The sequence below is a fragment of the Schleiferilactobacillus shenzhenensis LY-73 genome, assembly GCF_000469325.1.
In the GTDB taxonomy this organism is placed as follows: Bacteria; Bacillota; Bacilli; order Lactobacillales; family Lactobacillaceae; genus Schleiferilactobacillus; species Schleiferilactobacillus shenzhenensis.
Window position 1 is genome coordinate 80,645 of sequence record NZ_KI271584.1, and the last position, 18,068, is coordinate 98,712.

Consider the following 18,068-nt stretch of genomic DNA (forward strand, 5'->3'; position numbering starts at 1 on the left):
CTTTGCCCTTGGCTTCAAGCCGTGCCCACCACGTTGCACGCCCCCTGGCGGAGGGCCCAAATCGCCGGGTCCCGCGGACCGTTCCACGGCCAGCCGGAGAGCCCAAATCTCCCGGCCTCGTGAATTTTGTTCCACGAAGTGCAACGCCGTATCGGCCCAAATCGCCGGGTCCCACCATCAATCTTTTCTACAAAAAAACTGAGACAAGCCCCACTCCCCGCCCGCCATGGGTTCGAGAGTACTGCTTGTCCCAGTTTCTTATTAGCTAACGAATTACCAGATCTTCACGCGGTCCGCCGGGGCCTTGTAGAGCTTGTCGGTCGGCTGCACGTTGAACGTGGTGTACCAGTCGTCCTGGTTCTGCACCTGGACGTTGGCCCGCAGCTTGTTCGGCGCGTGGACGTCGATGGCCAGGATGAACTTAGCGTATTCAGGCCGGGACTTCTGCCGCCAAATACGGCCCCAATTGAGGAAGAAGGCCTTCAGGTCGGCATCGCTGTCCTTCTTGGCCGTGGCCAAAGCAGCCGCCAAGCCGCCGTCGTCGGCGATGTTCTCGCTGACGATCTGCTTGCCGTTGACGGTCCCGCCTTGGGTCTGCAAACCGTCGAACTCATCGATCATCGCCTGGGTACGCTTCTTGAACTCGGCGAAGTCGGCCTCGGTCCACCAATCCTTCATATTGCCGAACTCGTCGAACTTGGCCCCGTTATTATCGAAGCCGTGGCTGACTTCGTGGGCAATGACGGCACCGATGCCGCCCAGATTCTCGCTGCGGCTCTGGTCCAGGCTGTAGAAAGGCGCCTGCAGAATGGCTGCCGGGAAGGTGATGTCGTTACGCTGGGGATCGTAGCTGGCGTTGACCAAATGTCCCGGCATATTCCATTCAGTACGGTCCACCGGCTGGGTCAGCTGAGCGTTATTGTAATCGAATGCGGCCTTAGCATAGGCATTCAGGTTATCGAACAGGCTCTTGTCCGGGTCGACGTTGAAGCGGTCGTACAGCGCTTTGGGATGGTCTGGATAACCCATCTTCAAGACCATCTTGTTGAGCTTCACGACGGCCTTGTCCCTCGTCCCCTGGGACAGCCATTCGTTGCCGGCCAGGCGTTCCTTATAGGTCTGAATCATGTCCTCGACCATCTCGGTGACGTCCTTTTTGGCTTTCTCACCAAAGTACTTGCGGCCATAGTAGATACCAACAGGTTCGCTGAAGTGGCTGTTGGCTAAGCGGTACGCGTGCTTCTCTTGACTGGGGGCCTCGGGACTGCCGGTCATCGCCCGGCTGAAGGTGCCGCCGAGCAAGCGCAGCTGATTGCTGAGGATGCCGGTGTTGCCTAGTAAGTGCAGGACGTAATCCCAGTGCATGAAGCGGGGGTACAACTCCGCGTTGAAGACTTGGGTGAATTCCTTGAGAAAACGGGGGTCGGCGACGATGATCTGGTCCGGAACCACCGGCAGCGTGGCCTTCAGGTAGCCGACAAAATCGAAGTCGCCCATCTGGGCTGCCACTTCGCTGGTGGGCGTGGGGTTGTACATCGCCGGATAATCAGCCCACTCCTCGCGGCTCTTCACGTGCTTGGCAATCTCCGCATCGTACGCTAACGTGTCTTTAATATACAAGTCCTGGTCGGCGGCACTCAACGGCGTCTGGGCCAAGATCTCCCGGGCCATCTTTTCCCAAACCGCCAATAATTGCTTGGCCTGGGGATTGTCCTTCTGATAATAGGTGGTATCTGGCAAGATCGTGCCCATGCCGGCAATCTCGAAGGCGTTCTTGCTGGTATCCTTCATGTCCGGGCTGACACCGCCGCCAAAGGGCATGGCCAGCAAGGCATTGGCAATCTCGCCAACGTGGTCAGAAAAGTCCTTGAGCGTCGGGTAGGACTGGATCTGGGCCAGTTCCGGCAAAACCGGCTTAATGCCCAGGGCATCCCGGGTCTTGAAGTCCAAGGCCTGCTTGTACAGGGTAATGGCTTGGGCAAAATACTTATCCGGTACTTCGGTGTCACCCTTGGCCATGGCCGCAAACTCACCCATCATTTTCTTTTCAACGTCCCGGGCAAGATCGTTGAAGCCGCCGGTGGAGGATTCATCGTCGGGAATCGTGGCGGTCTTTTCCCATTCACCGTTCACGTATTCGAATAAATCGTCTTGGATCCGTACTGCATTTTGTTCTGCCATGCTGTTCATCCCTTCTGGCTTCTGTCATATGTTCTCACTGTACTATAATTCAGCGAAGAAACAAAGAGGTGATCAGTATTCTTATCACTTTTCCCCAGTATTGATCTCAATCTGCCGCAAGGTGGCGTAGAAGCTGATCAGCTGGGCGTCGGTCAGACCGCGCCGCAGCTGATGATGGCCCGCCGCCAGCACCTGGACCAATTGGGTATACGTCGCTGTGCCGGCAGCACTTAACCGCAACAGCCAGCCTCGCCGATCGGCCGGGTTGGCGGTCTTCTCAATGAGGCCTTGGTTTTGCAGCGGTTTGAGGCGGCGGGTGACGACGCTGGCCGTGTTGGCTAACCGCTGCATCAGCCAGTCCTGGCTGACTTCTTTTTGCTGGCCAATAAATAACACGATCAGGTAATTGTCCAGGGTCAGTTGGAGCGGTGCCAAGCGAGCAGCAAGAAAGCCGTCCAGTACACGTTGGGTATGGGTCAGCGACGCAAAAATGGCATCTGGTATGACGGGGCCGGCAGCGGCCATGACAGGGTCTTCCTTTCTCTCTTAAAAAAACACAAGGGTCAACAAACGCCCGTCTGGCGGGCATTAACTAGGGTCGTCCTAGCACGTTTGACGGCAAAAAACAACCTGGTTCGCAAAAATTCTCCGTGTTATACTCGATGCATTGCCATGAGAACACACCGTCGCAATAAGCGCGGCGGCAAACTTCAACGGGGAGGTCATTTCTTGCAAAACTTGAAACTTTTTACGCCGACAGATAACGCCCACGTGTGGTTGGACCACGACACTTATTTGTACGCAGAGCCCACGGGCATCGTCTGTTTGAACCAACAGACCGGGGACGATGTGACCACGTTGGACCGGCTCAATTACCGTTTCTTCCGCAGCAACTTTCCCCTGTTCCTGTTCCACTACTTTCCGGAGATCTCACTGGTGGATGTGCACACCCTGGAAGTTTGGTTAGACCAATTTTACGAAAATACGGTCCGCTGAGCCGGCCGCGTCATTAATCTCCGGCCTCAGCCGCGGCACCTTGCGTCTTGCTCAGGGCGGCGGCTTGCTTGAGCGTCGCGAGAGCGTCTTGGCCCGTAAACGTAAAGAGCCGTTCACCATCGTTCCACACGACCTGCTGGCCGGACGTATCTGCAGCCGGGACGACCAGCGTAACAGCCCCCTTATCGGTGGGCACCGGCAAGGTCGTCTTCGCCAGCTGGCTGACGACCTTTACCGCCAATGGCTGAGCTTCATCATGGGTGCTGCTGTCTTGGACAGTCAGCACCCATTTGTCGTCTGCCCAGTGAAGGTAACGGGCGGTGGGACCGCCGGCTTGGGTCGCTGTCACGTTGTCGCCCAGTTTGACGGTGGGCAGACCGCTTTGCACCGGTTCCGCGTTGACGGCGGCGGCCGCCGTGTCACTGCTGGTGTAGTCCCGCCAGGTGAGCTGGTACTGCCAATCTGGACTGCTGTCCTTCTGCACGTCCTGCCCGGTATCGCTGGCCGTGTATTGCAGAATATGGACGTCCCCGCTGGTCAGACTGTTCACCTGCCAATACCCGCTCTTGGGCGGCGTCTTCAGCAGATAGAGCGTCCCAAGCAGCGTCTGGGTCAGCTGCGTGTTGACTGCCGCCAAGGCATCCTTGGGACTCAAGGCACTCATGTCTTGACTGCTGGATGCGCTGGCGGCTTCTTTCTCACTGCTGCGGCTGCTGGCAGACGCTTTGGCCGCGCTGTGGCTGCTGGCCGGAACGGTGGGCTGGCAGGCGGTCAGAAAAACGGCCGCACCCGCGGCGAGGAACAACCGGGCAATCTTATGCATCGTGGGGCTCCTTTCTTCACTCAAAACAGATGGTTCTATTATAGGCTATTCTCACCTGTGAATGTGCTATCATAATGGGTACGGAGGTGGCATAATGGCAACATTAACAGATACTTATACCCTGACCAACGGCGTGCAGATTCCGAAGATCGGCTTCGGCACCTGGCAAGTGGCACCGGGGCAAGAGACTTACGATGCAGTGACGGCGGCGCTGAAGCTGGGCTACCGGCACATCGACACCGCGTATGCTTACCGTAACGAGGCGGATGTCGGGCGGGCGATCCGGGATTCCGGGCTGAAGCGGGAAGATGTCTTCGTCACCACGAAGCTGCCCGCCGAGATCAAGGACTACGACCGGGCATTGGATACGTTCAACGAGACGATGGCCCACTTGGACCTGGGCTACGTGGATCTCTACTTGATCCATGCGCCCTGGCCGTGGGGTAAGCGCGGTGAAGATTACACCGAGGGCAACCTGGCCGATTGGCGGGCGTTCGAAGAAATCTACAACACCGGCCGCGCCCGGGCCATCGGTATTTCTAACTTCGCCGTCAAGGACATGCAGGCCGTGCTGGACCACGCCCAGGTGGCCCCGATGGTCAACCAGATCCACTGGTCCATCGGCTACACTGAACCGGAAATCACCAAGTTCGCCCAAGACCACGGCATGCTGGTGGAGGCTTACTCACCGCTGGGTACCGGCCGCTTGATCGGCAACAAGGATATTCAAGCAGTCGCCGACCATTACGGCGTCAGCACCGCCCAAGTGGCGATCCGCTACGCGATCCAGAAGCAGGTCCTGCCCCTGCCTCGGTCGATCAATCCGGACCACATCAAGGCCAACCAGGATATTGACGGCTTCACGATCAATGCGGAAGATATGCAGACACTGGATGCGTTGCACTTGCGCTAAGCCCTGGTAAGAAAGGCCGCGACAAGTGTCGCAACGGCCAAGTCGTATCAATTGCCCCCGCGTAAACGGGGGCTTTATAATGTAATTGTAGATTGAAACAGGCTTAATCTACGGGCCGCGGGAGGCAAGACCGCGGCCACCCCTCTACAATCGGGTGCAGGGCCGGACGGCAAGCCGGTGCTGCACAAAGAGCCAATCGCTACACAATTGGGTATGATTGGCTCTTTTTTTGTCCAGAGGGCGGAGCGGCCCGGTTAGAAGCGTAGGGATAAGGCCGAGTAAGGGAAAAACCCGCACTTAGGTTTTACCCTTGCTCGGCCTTATCCCCTAGCTTCTGGGCCGCGGAGCCCGTTTATAGAGGGCGGAGGCGGGCCCTCAGACCACGGTGGCCTGCCCGCCGGAGCCCGTTTACGGAAGGCGTAAGCGGATCCTAGACCGTGTACCGCTGACTGGGCCAGCGGACACAACGCCCCGCAATAACACTCCCCAGCCCCATAAAAAGCCCGGCTAGCCAACACCTCAAATCAAGGTATGACTAACCGGGCTTTCTTCCTGCCGGTGAAATCCCGGCACATTGATTAGCTGCGGTGAACGAACGTCACCTTTACGTCGCTTTGGTAAGCATCGGCGATCTTGGCTAGTGTCTCCAGAGACGGCACACTCTTGCCCTTCTCCAGGTTGAACACGCTGGAGTAAGCAATGCCGGTGGCTTCTGAGACACTCTTCCGGTCGGCGTTTTGGCTCTCACGGAAGTCCCGCAGGAAATTGCCGGCCGTCTGGGCGGCATCTTCATGACTATTATTACGAGAAATCTCGAATGAGGCCTTGGCGCCCTCTGGTTCAGCGGCGGCTGGCGCAGCCTTGCGCGGTGCCGGTGCCGGTCCGAACAGGGAATTAACGTCCAGGTTCAAATCAGGATTTAACGACTTTAATGTCTGCAGCGTATTTAAGATGCTTTGACTGATGGTCTTGAGCTCGTCTTCGCTGGCGTCCACGGGAATCGCAATTTCAGCGATACCGCTGTGGACCGGAATCTTCAGTTCAATCGTGTTTGTGGAATCCAATATAACCCCTCCATGTATTATCAACTTATAAATAATAATACACTCAACACGAGAAATAAGCAAAAAGAAAATGCTATGGTCCCGGACCCGATCAGCGGGTACAAACACTGGTACGCTGGGATTTAGCGGGCATCATGGGGGTGTTTACTCAAAAATAGTAAAAAATTGTAAAGAAACCTTGCCCAAATTGAGAAATAACGCGTGCCTGATATGGCAGCCGCGTCATGTACTTCAATTCTATTGGACCAAGCAAGAAGGCCAGAAAACAAAGCCAGCGGTCTGCGGCCAAACAAAAACGGCCGCATCGTAACGGCCGTTCCCTATTTCTTCCTTAGGTAGCACTATGCACTAGCGGACTCACCAAGAGCTGGCCGCTGTTATATGTCTGGCGGCGCAGGTCGCCATGACGATCGGCGAGGTGCACGGTCAGCGGTACTTGTTCGAGCAGCGGCACGATCACCGCAAAGACGGCCCGGTTACCCGGTGCAATTGGCCGGTACAAGTTTTCCCAAAGGGCCTTCAGTGCCGGATACTTGGTGACCACCGTCGTGATCAGATCCCTATTAGGGCGCAACAGCGGCAGTTCTTGGCGCTGCTGGGAAACCAGAAGCCAGCCGCCTTGGACGAACGCTGCTGGCTGAACGGGGATCACGCTGGTATTCATATACTGCGCCGTCACCACCGCACTCCATTGGCCATCCGCCAGCTGCAAGTACCGGACGGAACGAATGCGTAACCGGCCCAACACCGTTTCCAGCCACTCGCCCCGAACCCGGGCATCGGCCGCAAAAGCAGCCCGCAACTGGCGGTTGGTCATTTCCAGGACCGTCCGCACAGATGCCGTCGCTGCCGGCTTGTCTCCCCCCAAGATACCGAACAATGGTCTAGCTTTGTCTCGCCAATTGAATATACCCACGTCGCTGCGCCCCCTCACACTTCATCAAACTATCATTTAATTTTATCGTACTAGGGGGGCGGTGGGAAAGCAATGCTCATGGCCGTCCGTAAAGCAAACGTAATATTCAAAGCGGTTACGCAATATTTTTGCAATAATGAAAGCGCATAGAGATTAAGAAACGGTCAAGCTCCGGTCGTCATTCCTGGCTGGTTTGCTGCTGCCACGCCAGGAATTCATCCTTTTGGGCTTGCCAGACGATCTTGTCTTTCTGAGAAATCGGCCGCAGGACCCGGGCTGGGTTGCCGGCCGCCACCACGTGGTCCGGAATATCCTTGGTGACCACCGACCCAGAACCGATAACCACGTCGCTGCCGATAGTCACGCCCGGGTTGATAATCGTCCCGCCGCCAATCCAAACATCGTCCCCAATCGTGATCGGTTTGCCGTACTCCAGATCCTCGTTGCGGATTGCCGCGTCAATGGGGTGCCCAGCGGTATACAAGCTGATGCTCGGGGCCATGTAGACATGGTTACCGATGGTGATTGGTGCTGTATCCAGGAAAACACAGCCGGTATTAGCATAGAAGTCCTCGCCAATCGTCGTATGGCTGCCATAGTCCACGTAGAAAGGGGGCTCGATGTAGTAGTGCTCCCCTACCTGAGCAAACAATTCTTTGAGAATTGCTCGCCGTTTGTCTAACTGGTCTGGCGGCACTTGGTTAAAGGCCCAGACCAGCCGCTTACCACGGTCGCTTTCAGCCTTGATCTCTGCATCGGCGGCCCGATACAGCTGTCCGTTCAGCATGCGTTGTTTCATTGTCAACATCACGTAAAATCTCCTTTGATAGCGCTGTTATTCGTTTCATTATACCCGAAGCCGGCCCACTATCGGTTATAATGACGGTAACAAGTTACGGGAGAGGTGTCGGGAGTGCATTTTACTAAACAAGAAAAAAGCTGGATGATGTACGACTGGTCGAATTCAGCCTATGGCATCGTCATCGTCACGGCCATTCTGCCAATCTATTTCAAAGCCGTCGCGACAGGGGCCGGGGTAACCGCCGCGAATTCCACTGCCTACTGGGGCTATGCCAATTCAATCAGCACCTTAGTGGTGGCACTGCTGGCGCCCGTACTTGGTGCCATTGCGGATTATCGGCCCTTTAAGCGTATGCTTTTCATCCGCTTCACCGCTCTGGGCATCATTGCCACTGCCTGCCTGCCCTTTGTACCGCAAAGCTGGTGGGGCGTCTTGCTGGCCGTGTTTGTCATCTCGAACATCGGCTATTCAGGCGCCAATATCTTTTACGACGGCTTTCTCACCGACGTCACCGATGCAGACCGCATGGACCGGGTGTCCGCCAACGGCTTCGCCCTGGGTTACTTGGGCGGGGTGATTCCCTTCATTGTCGTGATGGTGCTGGAATTGACCAAGGGCTTCGGCGTCATGGACCAAACGATGATCGTCCGCTTCGCCTTCTTTCTCTCCGCTCTCTGGTGGCTGGTCTTCGCCTTCCCCATGTGGCGCAACGTCCACCAGACATATTACCTGGACCCGGTGGACCACCCAGTACGGGCCAGTTGGCATCGGGTGCGGGTGACCACCGGCCGAATCCTCAAGAACCGGCCGGTCGCCCTCTTCCTGCTGAGCTATTTCCTGTATATCGACGGGGTGGACACGATCTTCTCCATGGCCACGGCGATCGGCGTCGACATGGGGCTCAGTTCGAGCATGCTGATGGTGGTGCTGCTCCTGGTCCAGCTGATTGCGGTGCCTTTCTCCGTGCTGTATGGCCGGGCCGCCCAACGGTTCGGGACGAAACCGACCCTGCTGGTGGCCCTGGGCTTCTATGCCTTCATTACCCTCTATGCCTTCTTCCTCCACGACCAGGCCGGTTTCTGGTTCCTGGCGGTGCTCATCGGGATGAACCAGGGCGGCATCCAATCTGTCAGCCGCTCCCACTATGCCCGCCTCATCCCCAAGCAGGAGGCCAGCGAGTATTTTGGCTTCTACAATATTTTCGGCCAGTTCTCAGCTATTTTTGGGCCGCTCCTGGTGGGTGTGGTGACTCAACTCACCGGCCGTTCCACCGTGGGCGCCAGCTCCCTGTTTATCTTTTTCCTCATTGGGTTTATCATTTTCCTATACGTTCCTAAGCAAACCGCTGGGGATGCTTCAAGAAAGGGGAACCTCTGATATTACAGCGAATGTACGGTCCGTTCTTTGATTTGAACAATTGGGCTCACGTGATCACGTCGGGTAACGACTGGCTCATTATTCTGTCCCTGATTCTGCTGGAGTGCCTGCTGTCGGTGGATAACGCCGTCGTACTGGCCGCTCAGACGCAGGTCTTGCCGACGGAAGATTTGCGGCGCAAGTCCTTACTCTACGGGATTTGGGGGGCTTATCTTTTCCGGTTTATCGCCATCGGTCTAGGTACCTACCTGATTCATTTCTGGTTCATTAAGGTGCTGGGGGCTGCCTACCTGGCTTATCTGTCGCTGCACTTTTTCTGGGATCGGTACCGCCACGTGGACGATAATGTTGGGGAAGGCGAGAGCAAACTCTTGCAAGGCAAGCACCATCGCTTGAGTCTCTTCTGGCGGGTGGTCATATCCATCGAATCGATGGATATCGTGTTCTCCATCGACTCGATCTTGGCTTCCCTGGCCGTCTCGAGTAACCCCGTGGTCGTCCTCATCGGTGGGATGATTGGTATCCTCTGCATGCGGGGCGTCGCTGAAGTGATCATGGCCCTGATGACGAAGATCCCTGAGTTGGAAGTGATGGCCTACGCCTTGATCGCCATCATCGCCGTCAAGCTGTTCCTAGCGATCCCCATAATCAATATTGAGATTCCCAACGAAATCTTTGCCATCATCGTGGCCGCCGCTATTATCGTCACGCTGATCATTCACTACGTCCGGGCTGCTAGCGAGAAGGCCCAGGAGAAAGAGAAAGGGTGACCCGTTGATGACGTCCTTCCTCTTGACCGCCGTTCTGGTCATCGTTTTTTACGCGGTGCTATGCCTCGTGCTCGCTTTGGTAGTCACCACTTGGCACTGGTTGCGAAAAAAAACGGCAGATGCGGACCATACATTCTGGGCAATCTTCTGGGACCACTTCCTGAACATCCTCAATCCGTTAGAATGGATCGATTTCTTTCTGTGAAAAACAAACAAAGGCGTGCTGGCGAGGAGCTGCAAAACCCCGCCAGCACGCCTTTTCTTCCCTCTTTCAAAAGAAAAAGACGAAAAAGATTAAATTTAGGGTTGCCAAGTGTCTCGGTTCCATGCTATGGTTTGTTTATCAAATATTTCGAGGTGGAACACATGTCAATTGCTGTACGTATTGCGCTGCTTGCTTAGCCAGTAACCCTGGTTATTGCTGTGAACTGAAGTATGACTGGCTTTTTCTGGCAGTCTGCATCGGCTCGTTTGCGTACGTACAGAAGAATGTCGACATGTATTTTGTGTGCTCCCGCCCAAGGTCTCAGTCTTGAGCGGTGGGCTATTGTCGGACCTTTCTGTGCTGCGAACGGGCACGGGGAGGTCCTTTTCTTGTTGCATTATTTAACCGACGATCGTAAGCACCTGGTCTTCAACGTCCTGCTGACGCTGCTGGATGCCTTCTTCATCGTCTTCTACGCCTACGTGCTGCAATTCGTCATGTACATTGCCACCGGCAAAATCAAAATGAGTTTCTTCACGGCCGCCATTCTGCTGCTCATCTACATCGCCGTCTGTGATAGCGTCGATGCCCTCTGGCAGTATGATTCGCTGGCCTGGCCAACGCGCATTGCCCAACGGCTGCGCAACGACCTGTTCACCCAGATCGATACCCTCGATCCCAGTGCCTTCAACCGCACCAGTACCGGCAGCTATGTGGCCAAGCTGACGAAGCAGGTGGACCTGGTCCAGCAGAGCTATTACCAGATCATCCTGTTCCTGGTCTTCAATGCCGCGCAGGTCATCATGGCAACAGTGGGTACTTTGCTCATTAACCCGCTGATTACCGGGTTAATCATTCTGCTCAGCATTCCGTCCATCGTGCTGCCTTTTATCACTAAGAAATTTCTTGAAAACGCCAAGGCCGGTGTCGTGGACCAGCTGGACAAGTACACCAGCCATGTGACCGACTTTCTTCAAGGCTTCACCACTGTCCAGTACGCCTTGACCCAACCGATTTTCTTCCGCCGGCATCAGCAGGTCAACCAAAAATTGACCACAGCGGCAACTCGAGACGTCAAAGTGCAAAAAATCATCGGCGGATTGTCCAATGCCTTCTCCGACGTGCTCTACTTCGGCACTTGGCTGATGGGTGCCTGGTTCGTCCAGCAAAAGCAGATGGACTTGGGCCAGCTGGTGGCGTTCTCCCAGCTGTCCGGCATGCTCAACTGGCCGATGAACAGCATGATCCGCTACCTGACCGAACTCTACGGCGGACGGAAGGCGGCCAGTGAACTGCAGACATTCTTAGAAAAGAAGCCGACCGCTACAGCCGCTGCCATGACCCCGCCCACGATCACAGATCCCTTCATCGTTAGCCGCCGGCTGAACTTCCAGATTGGTGATCAGGCCATCTTGCAAGACGTCTCCTTCCGCCTTGGGGCGACTGAGAAAGTCCTGCTCGTCGGGGCCAGCGGCTCCGGCAAGTCGACCTTGGTGCGGACGATGATTAACGAGGTCCAGGATTACACGGGCCAACTGACCATCAATGGCCACGACTTGAAACAATTAAACCGCCTGGCCCTCTATCGCGCCATCGGCATCATGGAACAGCATGGCTACGTCTTTCACGGCACAGTTCGGGAGAATGCCAGCCTGTTCGATCCCCGCTTCACTGACGACCAAATCCGAACGGCACTCGACCGGGCAGGGCTGCGTGAATGGTTAGCCGAACACAGCTTGGATACGCCGTTATCGGACAAGGGCCCAGAGCTGTCCGGCGGGGAGAAGCAGCGCCTCGCCCTGGCCCGGCTCTACCTGCGGGGGTACCAGTACTTCATCTTCGACGAGCTGACCACCGGGCTGGACCCGAATATTGCCGCCACCTTGGAGCATGATCTCTTCCAGCTGGGTCAAGGCTTCCTGCTGATCACCCACCATTACAACGACGAGATTTTCCGGGCGGCCGACCGTATTTTGGTCATGAATAATGGCTGCTTGGCCGCCCAGGGGCGCTTCACTGACCTGGCTGTTCAACGGGAGCTGAAAAAGCTGCAGCTGGTTGCTGCCGCAAATGGTGCCGCACCCTCGACAGACGATGGTCTGCTGGCGCCGGCCGAATAATTATTCCCCGGGAAATATTCCCGGATCATCAGAAAGGAGTGATGGGCCATGGGTACGATTCAAATCCAGCATCTCACATTTGCCTATCCTGACCAAGAAACACCGCTGTTCAAAGACTTCGACCTCGCCTTCGATGCCCACTGGCACTTAGGCCTAGTCGGTCGCAACGGCCGGGGCAAGACCACGCTGCTGCGGCTGCTCATGGGCGAGCTGCACGGCAGCGGCACGATCACCACGGATTTAGCATTCCACTATTTTCCGCAGCCCTTGCCCGCGGCCGCCGCTACCATGCCGGTGACGGCGGTGCTGACCGCCATCAGTGCGGCCGAACCCTGGCAATGGCAGGTAGAAATGCAGGCCTTGGGACTTTCTCTGGATCTGCTGGACCAGCCCTACGGTACCCTGTCCGGCGGGGAGCAAACCAAAGTACTGCTGGCGGAACTGTTCAGTGCCCCAGCCGGCTTCGCCCTCATCGACGAACCGACCAACCACCTGGACAGCCAGGGCCGGGACCAGACCGCCCGCTACCTCCGGCAAAAGGACGGCTTCATCGTGGTCAGCCACGACCCCGCTTTTCTCAACGCCACCACCGACCACACATTGGCCATCGAACGCAAGCAAGTGGCTCTCTACCAAGGCAATTACGCTGTCTGGCACCGGGAGAAAACCGCCACCGACACGCTGGAGGCCCACCAGAACGCCCAGCTCAAGAAGGACATCAAGGAACTGACCTTCGCCGAGCGGCAGCGGGAAGACTGGTCCGCCAAGACCGAGAAGAAAGCTGTGGGAGCGGCCAAGGGCTTCATGAGCCACCGAGCAGCCAAGATGATGCGTAAGGCCAAGAACATTGAACGGCGGGCCGACACGGCCATTGCCGAGAAGAAAACACTCCTCAAAAATGTGGATGAGATCGAACCGCTGACGGTGCCTTACACCCCGTGGCGGACCGATCAGGTGCTGCGGGTCGAGCAGGTGACTGTCACCTTGGGCGGCCGTCAATTATTCCAGCCGGTAACGTTCACCCTCAAGCGTGGGGACCGGCTGCAGATTGACGGGCCCAACGGCATCGGCAAGTCCAGCCTGATCCATGCCCTGCTCGGCCAATTAGCCTCGACCGCCGTCAGCGGATCGTTCCAGATTCCCCAGGACCTGCAATTATCTTACCTGCCCCAGACCTTCGCGGACCCGGTGAAGCTGCTGCAAGTGGTCGGGGCGGATGCCTTGAAGGACCAGACGATCCTCTACTGGCTCCACAAGATGGGCATGCCCCGCCCCCGCTTCCTGGTCCCCGTCAGTCACTGGAGTATGGGAGAAAAGAAGAAGCTCTTGCTCGCCCACGCCCTGCAAGTACCGGGCAACCTGCTCATCTGGGACGAACCGACCAACTACTTGGACGTCGACACCCGCAACCAGCTCCTCGCCGGCGTGCAAAAGAGTGATGCCACCATGATCATCATCGACCATGACCGGGACTTCACCAAGACGGTGTGCAACCGGCACTTGGTTTTGGTGCGCTGAGGGTGAATATACAAAGACCGTTCTGCTGACTCGTAAGAGTGCGGCGGAACGGTTTTTGTGTCATTTCTTATTGACTATCAGTTAAAGAATGAGGCTGTCCCTCAACTTGCAGCACCGCCGCCACGCTGGGGCGCTGGCGCATGCGGGCATCGAACTTGGTCAAACGGGGCAATTCCTCGATTGGGTAATCGAGCCGGTGCAGCCAGTTGGTCATCACGAAAAGATAGGCATCGGCAGCAGTGAACGTGTCACCCATTAGCCACGGACCTTGCCAATGCTGCTCTACGTAACGCAATCGTGGCGCCACCCTTTGCCAGACCAACTGCTTCGAGTCGGCCGTATTCGGCAGCCAGTTGCCGTGACGGAACGGCGAAATGAAGTTCTTGTGCAGCTCAGTGGCAATGTAGTTGAGCCACGTCCGTTCTTGCCAATAATTGTTTGTCCCATAGGCATATGTATACCGATTATCCACCAGCGTACTGATGTATTCCAGAATGACGGCACATTCAGAAAAGTACCGATCGTCAGCCACTTGCAGGGTGGGCACGTAAGACTTTGGATTAATGTCGTTATAATCGCCATTTGCCCACGTCTTCTGATCCAAGTTGACTCGGGCTAACTGAAAATCAAGCCCGCAGTCCTGTAACAGAATATGCGGGGCCATGGCGCTGGTCTGTGATGCATAGAAAAGCTTCAGCAATGGTCATTCCTCCTTATTCGATGAGTATCGAACTAAAAGCCAATAAAAAGTACCTCATAGCGTCTCCAGAAAATGCGGCAAGTAGCGGTCAAAGGCGGCCCGATTAATGGATAAGTATTTGGCTTGGGCTTCCTGCCGAGTATTGGTCAGTCCCGCCAGCCGCAATGCCTTGAAGTGGTACGAGACGGTGGACTTGCTGATATTCAGCTGCTGACTGATCTCGGAACAGGTCAGTTCCCGGCCGGCGTGGTACAGGATCCGCAGAATGCGGATGCGGTTCGGCTCGCTCAACACCTTAAAGATGGCGGCGAGGCGGTTGTCCTCTTGTTCGATATTCATAGAACTAGCATACCACTTTCTCGTTACTCAAACATTTTTACTTGGCCATCCGAGTTACCCAAGGCTGCCCTTGTGAAAGAATCCCTGTCGCTGTCGATAATTCTCGGCCCGGGGCTCATGGACAGCAAACACAGCCGCGAACATATGCGTATCAATGTCAAATGCCGCCAAAGAGTGGAGTGCTTGGGTAACCTGCTCATGACTAAGAGCATTGGTCGTATACAACGCCACCAGTTGAGTGCCAACCCAGACATATATCCTCACTTCTGGCGATTGCGCATCGGCCAGGTCATGCACCATCTGCTGCTGGTATCGTTGGGCAGCGCCGGTGACTCGTTTGTCTTGGTGGCCAAAAACGCCCCTAAAGTCACGGTCGTGGGCAGAAATACCATGGGCGTCTGGGATTATGCCAACGTTGCCACGCAGTCATATACCGGTTTCGATCTGAACTACCCCATCAGCCGGGCGGCTTGGGTCGACGAGGGTAAAGGAATTGATGGTATCGGTGTGCCGCCCGATATCCATCTGCCTTGGACCCCTGCCACGATTACTGAAGATCTTGACTTGAAGAAAGCCCTCGCTGTTTTGGCAGATTAGATCAACGCGCCGTACCGCACGGCACTGGTGATTCATCATCCATCACCGTAAGAAAAAAGGCCCTGCAGCAAGACTATCGCCAGTCCTGATGCAGAGCCTTTCATTACGGCCGTGCTTTAATCACGGGCCAAAACTTCCTTCACAGCTTCCGTCAAAGGTGTGACCGGCCGCCCGAGCACATCGGCCAGGTCCGTCGTTGTCGGAGCCAAGATGCCATTCCGAATCATCGTCTGCGTCGCCGTCTGGAACTGGGCCAGCCGCGGATCCATCCCGCCAGCCACCAGCCGCTTGGTAAACTCGGCATCGCTGACTTCCTCAACGGGAAATTCCCCCGGAATCGCCGCCGCGAGATCCGCGTACGTTCGGGCCGGTCCGGAAAATTCATAAACGGTGCGCGCGTCTCCAGCGGCTTCAGCCAGGACCCGGGCTGCCGCCTCGGCGTATTCCCGTTCCAGTGCCCAGCCAACGGTGCCGGTCCCCGCCGAATAAACAAACGGCTGCCCAGCCGCTCTGGCCTGTAAAAATGCCATTTCGTTCTCCAGATACCAGTTATTCCGTAAGAACGAATGGGCCAGGCCGGCGGCAGTGATGGCTTTCTCGGTGTATTGATGGTCCTTCGCCAAAAGAGCCGTCGTCGTATCGGCGTGGGGGAAGCTGGTGTAGGCGATGTAACTCACGCCGGCCTGCTGCGCCGCATCGATGACGTTCTGGTGCTGCTGGCTGCGGGGCATGAATCGGCTGGGCAGCGAGGATACCAGCAGCAGCCGATCCACGCCAGCCAAAGACTGGGCCAATTCGTCCGGCTTGGTATAATCCCCGGACCGCACCGTCACGCCGGCCGGTACCAGGGCCGCCGCCTTCTCCGTATTCCGGGCCAAGCCCACGATATTGGCGGCTGGAACGAGCTGCGCCAAATACCCCATCGCCGCGCCGCCAAACTTACCGGTCACGCCGGTCACTGCATAGGTCGTCATTCTGTCGATCCCCTTCCACGATTACCGCAGCTTATCCGCCGCGATCTTACTGAAGTAATTCGCCGCCAGCGCGATCACGATGAAGGCAATGATCTCGATGATCAGCGTACTGTTTTTGTCCAAGCCCAAGAGCTTCGCCAGACCGGCGACCAGCAGCATCCCCACCAAGATAATGACGGTGAAGATGATCGTTTCCACCGGTGTTGACTGCTGCTCGGGCTGTTTCTTTTTCTTTTCTGCCATGGTGTCCATGCGCCTTTCTCAACCACTAAAACATAACATACGTATTGTACCAGATGGCCCCCGGAAGCGGTGAACGGCTGTTATAATGGCTTAGTTGCACGTCGTTAGAGAAAGGAAATCGTCATGTCTGCCACTCCCCGTCATCCCGCCCGCACCGTCCTGCTGGGCGTCCTCAGTGCCTTCGGACCGCTGTCCATGGATATGTACCTGCCCGCGCTGCCTGAGGTCGCCAGCCAGCTGCACACTTCCAGTGCCGCCGGCCAGCTGACCATTACCAGCTGTATCTTCGGCCTCGCCGCCGGTCAGATCATTGTTGGCCCGCTCAGTGATCGCTGGGGAAGAAAGCCGCTGCTCCTCGCTGGGGTTGGCCTGTTCACCCTGACCAGCTTCCTGATCCCCTTCTCCGCCAGCATCTGGCCGCTGATTATCCTGCGGCTGTTCCAAGGCATCGGCGGGTCGGCAGGCCAGGTCCTCTCCCGGGCAGTAGCCCGTGACCTCTTTGCCGGTCCCCGGCTCGGCCGCTTCTTGGGAATTCTCATGTCAATCAACGGCATTTTCCCGATTATCGCGCCGTTATTGGGCGGGGCGGTCCTCAATTTCACCGATTGGCGCGGGGTCTTCGTCATCCTCGGCATGACGGGGCTCATCCTGTTCCTCTGGACCTGGTGGGGCCTGCCCGAGACGCTGCCGGCCGACCGGCGCACGACCAGCGGCTTTGCCGCCTTCAGCCAGATGTCCCTCCTGTTCAAAGACCGGCCATTCATGGGCTACATGCTCAGCCAAGGCTTTGTCTACGGCGCGCTGTACGTCTACATCGCCGGTTCGGCCTTCGCCTTTGAGAAAGTCTTCCATTTCTCCCCCCAGCTCTTCAGCATCGTGTACGCCATTAACGGCGCCGGCATGATTGTCGCCACCCAGTTCGCGGCCCGCCGCCTGACCGACCGCAACGGCCGCTCATTGCTCGGCGGCAGTATCCTCACGGCGGCGGTGACGAGCACCCTGCTCCTGCTGGGCATGAGCCGCTTCCCCAGCGGCTGGCTGCTGGCCGGGGGGCTGGTGATCATCATTTCCTTAGTGGGGGCGGTGAACACCACGGCCACCACCCTGGCCCTGGGCAACGAGGCCCAGCACGCCGGTGCAGCCAGCGCTCTGCTCGGGTTGGGCATGAACGCCATCGGCGGCGTCATGTCCCCCGTCGTCGGCCTCTTCGGCACCGCCAGCGCCCTGCCCATGGTGGGCTTGATCATGGTCTGCGAATGGGTCGCGTTCCTGCTGTTGGCGGTGTTGACGCGGCAGAAGCGCAGCGAGTAGTGAGAAAGGCAGCTTCCTGGCGCGCTGGCCCGGGTGACTCCGGGCTGCGCGGGAGGGGGCTGGAACGTGGTGGGCACGGCTTTGAGCCTCTTGGCAAAGACCGCCAAAAGTCTCAAAGACCGGCCTTTGAAATTATTCTAGGCGGCAAAGCCGCCAAGAATAATTTCACCACTGAGCCCCCTCCCGCTCCGCCCTCCGTCACCCTACATTCTCGAAGAC

19 protein-coding genes are annotated in these 18,068 nt (G+C 56.9%); 9 read left to right on the forward strand and 10 right to left on the reverse strand.

Annotated features, from left to right (window positions below; genetic code table 11):
* Window positions 1-273: 273 nt before the first annotated feature.
* Both L248_RS03905 and L248_RS03910 read right to left on the reverse strand, forming a co-directional pair.
* Window positions 274-2,181 (reverse strand): M13 family metallopeptidase, encoded by a 1,908-nt coding sequence (locus tag L248_RS03905; protein WP_051999847.1) that lies wholly within the window; start codon window positions 2,179-2,181, stop codon window positions 274-276.
* An 84-nt stretch (window positions 2,182-2,265) separates the two neighbouring features.
* Window positions 2,266-2,706 carry a MarR family winged helix-turn-helix transcriptional regulator gene (locus L248_RS03910; RefSeq protein WP_022528779.1) on the reverse strand — a complete coding sequence of 147 codons (441 nt, stop codon included), beginning with the start codon at window positions 2,704-2,706 and terminating at the stop codon, window positions 2,266-2,268.
* Between the two features lie 204 nt (window positions 2,707-2,910).
* Here L248_RS03910 and L248_RS03915 point away from each other — a divergent pair, with 204 nt between their 5' ends.
* Entirely contained in the window at window positions 2,911-3,177 is a 267-nt protein-coding gene (locus L248_RS03915; RefSeq protein WP_022528780.1) for a hypothetical protein, read from the forward strand.
* A 13-nt stretch (window positions 3,178-3,190) separates the two neighbouring features.
* Here L248_RS03915 and L248_RS03920 read toward each other — a convergent pair whose 3' ends face one another.
* The gene (locus L248_RS03920) at window positions 3,191-4,000 is read right to left on the reverse strand and encodes a hypothetical protein (protein WP_040534733.1); all 810 of its coding nucleotides are present in this window, start codon (window positions 3,998-4,000) and stop codon (window positions 3,191-3,193) included.
* A 94-nt stretch (window positions 4,001-4,094) separates the two neighbouring features.
* On the opposite strand from L248_RS03920, the gene L248_RS03925 reads away from it, so the two are divergent.
* The gene (locus L248_RS03925) at window positions 4,095-4,913 is read left to right on the forward strand and encodes an aldo/keto reductase family protein (protein ID WP_022528782.1); all 819 of its coding nucleotides are present in this window, start codon (window positions 4,095-4,097) and stop codon (window positions 4,911-4,913) included.
* A gap of 578 nt (window positions 4,914-5,491) precedes the next feature.
* On the opposite strand, the gene L248_RS03930 is transcribed toward L248_RS03925, so the two are convergent.
* The 3 genes from L248_RS03930 to L248_RS03940 all read right to left on the reverse strand — a co-directional run bounded on the left by L248_RS03930 (window position 5,492) and on the right by L248_RS03940 (window position 7,701).
* Window positions 5,492-5,977 carry a helix-turn-helix domain-containing protein gene (locus tag L248_RS03930; protein WP_022528783.1) on the reverse strand — a complete coding sequence of 162 codons (486 nt, stop codon included), beginning with the start codon at window positions 5,975-5,977 and terminating at the stop codon, window positions 5,492-5,494.
* 331 nt (window positions 5,978-6,308) lie between these two features.
* The gene (locus tag L248_RS03935) at window positions 6,309-6,893 is read right to left on the reverse strand and encodes a hypothetical protein (protein WP_155828559.1); all 585 of its coding nucleotides are present in this window, start codon (window positions 6,891-6,893) and stop codon (window positions 6,309-6,311) included.
* A 178-nt stretch (window positions 6,894-7,071) separates the two neighbouring features.
* Complete coding sequence (locus L248_RS03940) at window positions 7,072-7,701, reverse strand: sugar O-acetyltransferase (protein WP_022528787.1); 630 nt, start codon at window positions 7,699-7,701, stop codon at window positions 7,072-7,074.
* A gap of 105 nt (window positions 7,702-7,806) precedes the next feature.
* Between L248_RS03940 and L248_RS03945 the strand changes: the two genes are divergently transcribed.
* From L248_RS03945 to abc-f, 5 genes are all read left to right on the forward strand, one after another.
* Window positions 7,807-9,072, forward strand: coding sequence for an MFS transporter (locus L248_RS03945; RefSeq protein ID WP_022528788.1), 1,266 nt, complete (start codon window positions 7,807-7,809; stop codon window positions 9,070-9,072).
* An 11-nt stretch (window positions 9,073-9,083) separates the two neighbouring features.
* Window positions 9,084-9,842: a TerC family protein gene (locus L248_RS03950; RefSeq protein ID WP_022528789.1), complete on the forward strand. Its 759-nt coding sequence runs from the start codon at window positions 9,084-9,086 to the stop codon at window positions 9,840-9,842.
* Window positions 9,843-9,849: 7 nt separating this feature from the next.
* Complete coding sequence (locus L248_RS03955; protein ID WP_022528790.1) at window positions 9,850-10,047, forward strand: hypothetical protein; 198 nt, start codon at window positions 9,850-9,852, stop codon at window positions 10,045-10,047.
* 389 nt (window positions 10,048-10,436) lie between these two features.
* Window positions 10,437-12,167: an ABC transporter ATP-binding protein gene (locus L248_RS03960; protein WP_022528791.1), complete on the forward strand. Its 1,731-nt coding sequence runs from the start codon at window positions 10,437-10,439 to the stop codon at window positions 12,165-12,167.
* Window positions 12,168-12,215: 48 nt separating this feature from the next.
* Window positions 12,216-13,685 carry a ribosomal protection-like ABC-F family protein gene (gene abc-f / locus L248_RS03965; RefSeq protein WP_022528792.1) on the forward strand — a complete coding sequence of 490 codons (1,470 nt, stop codon included), beginning with the start codon at window positions 12,216-12,218 and terminating at the stop codon, window positions 13,683-13,685.
* A gap of 67 nt (window positions 13,686-13,752) precedes the next feature.
* On the opposite strand, the gene L248_RS03970 is transcribed toward abc-f, so the two are convergent.
* Both L248_RS03970 and L248_RS03975 read right to left on the reverse strand, forming a co-directional pair.
* The gene (locus L248_RS03970) at window positions 13,753-14,385 is read right to left on the reverse strand and encodes a glutathione S-transferase family protein (protein ID WP_022528793.1); all 633 of its coding nucleotides are present in this window, start codon (window positions 14,383-14,385) and stop codon (window positions 13,753-13,755) included.
* A gap of 54 nt (window positions 14,386-14,439) precedes the next feature.
* Window positions 14,440-14,724 (reverse strand): ArsR/SmtB family transcription factor, encoded by a 285-nt coding sequence (locus L248_RS03975; RefSeq protein WP_022528794.1) that lies wholly within the window; start codon window positions 14,722-14,724, stop codon window positions 14,440-14,442.
* Between the two features lie 198 nt (window positions 14,725-14,922).
* On the opposite strand from L248_RS03975, the gene L248_RS15760 reads away from it, so the two are divergent.
* Window positions 14,923-15,321, forward strand: coding sequence for a S41 family peptidase (locus L248_RS15760; RefSeq protein ID WP_196811988.1), 399 nt, complete (start codon window positions 14,923-14,925; stop codon window positions 15,319-15,321).
* A gap of 116 nt (window positions 15,322-15,437) precedes the next feature.
* Here the strand turns inward: L248_RS15760 and L248_RS03990 are convergent, their stop codons facing one another.
* Both L248_RS03990 and L248_RS03995 read right to left on the reverse strand, forming a co-directional pair.
* Window positions 15,438-16,295 carry an NAD(P)H-binding protein gene (locus L248_RS03990; protein WP_022528796.1) on the reverse strand — a complete coding sequence of 286 codons (858 nt, stop codon included), beginning with the start codon at window positions 16,293-16,295 and terminating at the stop codon, window positions 15,438-15,440.
* 21 nt (window positions 16,296-16,316) lie between these two features.
* Entirely contained in the window at window positions 16,317-16,538 is a 222-nt protein-coding gene (locus L248_RS03995; protein ID WP_155828561.1) for a hypothetical protein, read from the reverse strand.
* A 123-nt stretch (window positions 16,539-16,661) separates the two neighbouring features.
* Here L248_RS03995 and L248_RS04000 point away from each other — a divergent pair, with 123 nt between their 5' ends.
* Window positions 16,662-17,849, forward strand: a complete 1,188-nt coding sequence (locus L248_RS04000; protein ID WP_022528798.1) for a multidrug effflux MFS transporter — start codon at window positions 16,662-16,664, stop codon at window positions 17,847-17,849.
* Window positions 17,850-18,068: the final 219 nt, after the last annotated feature.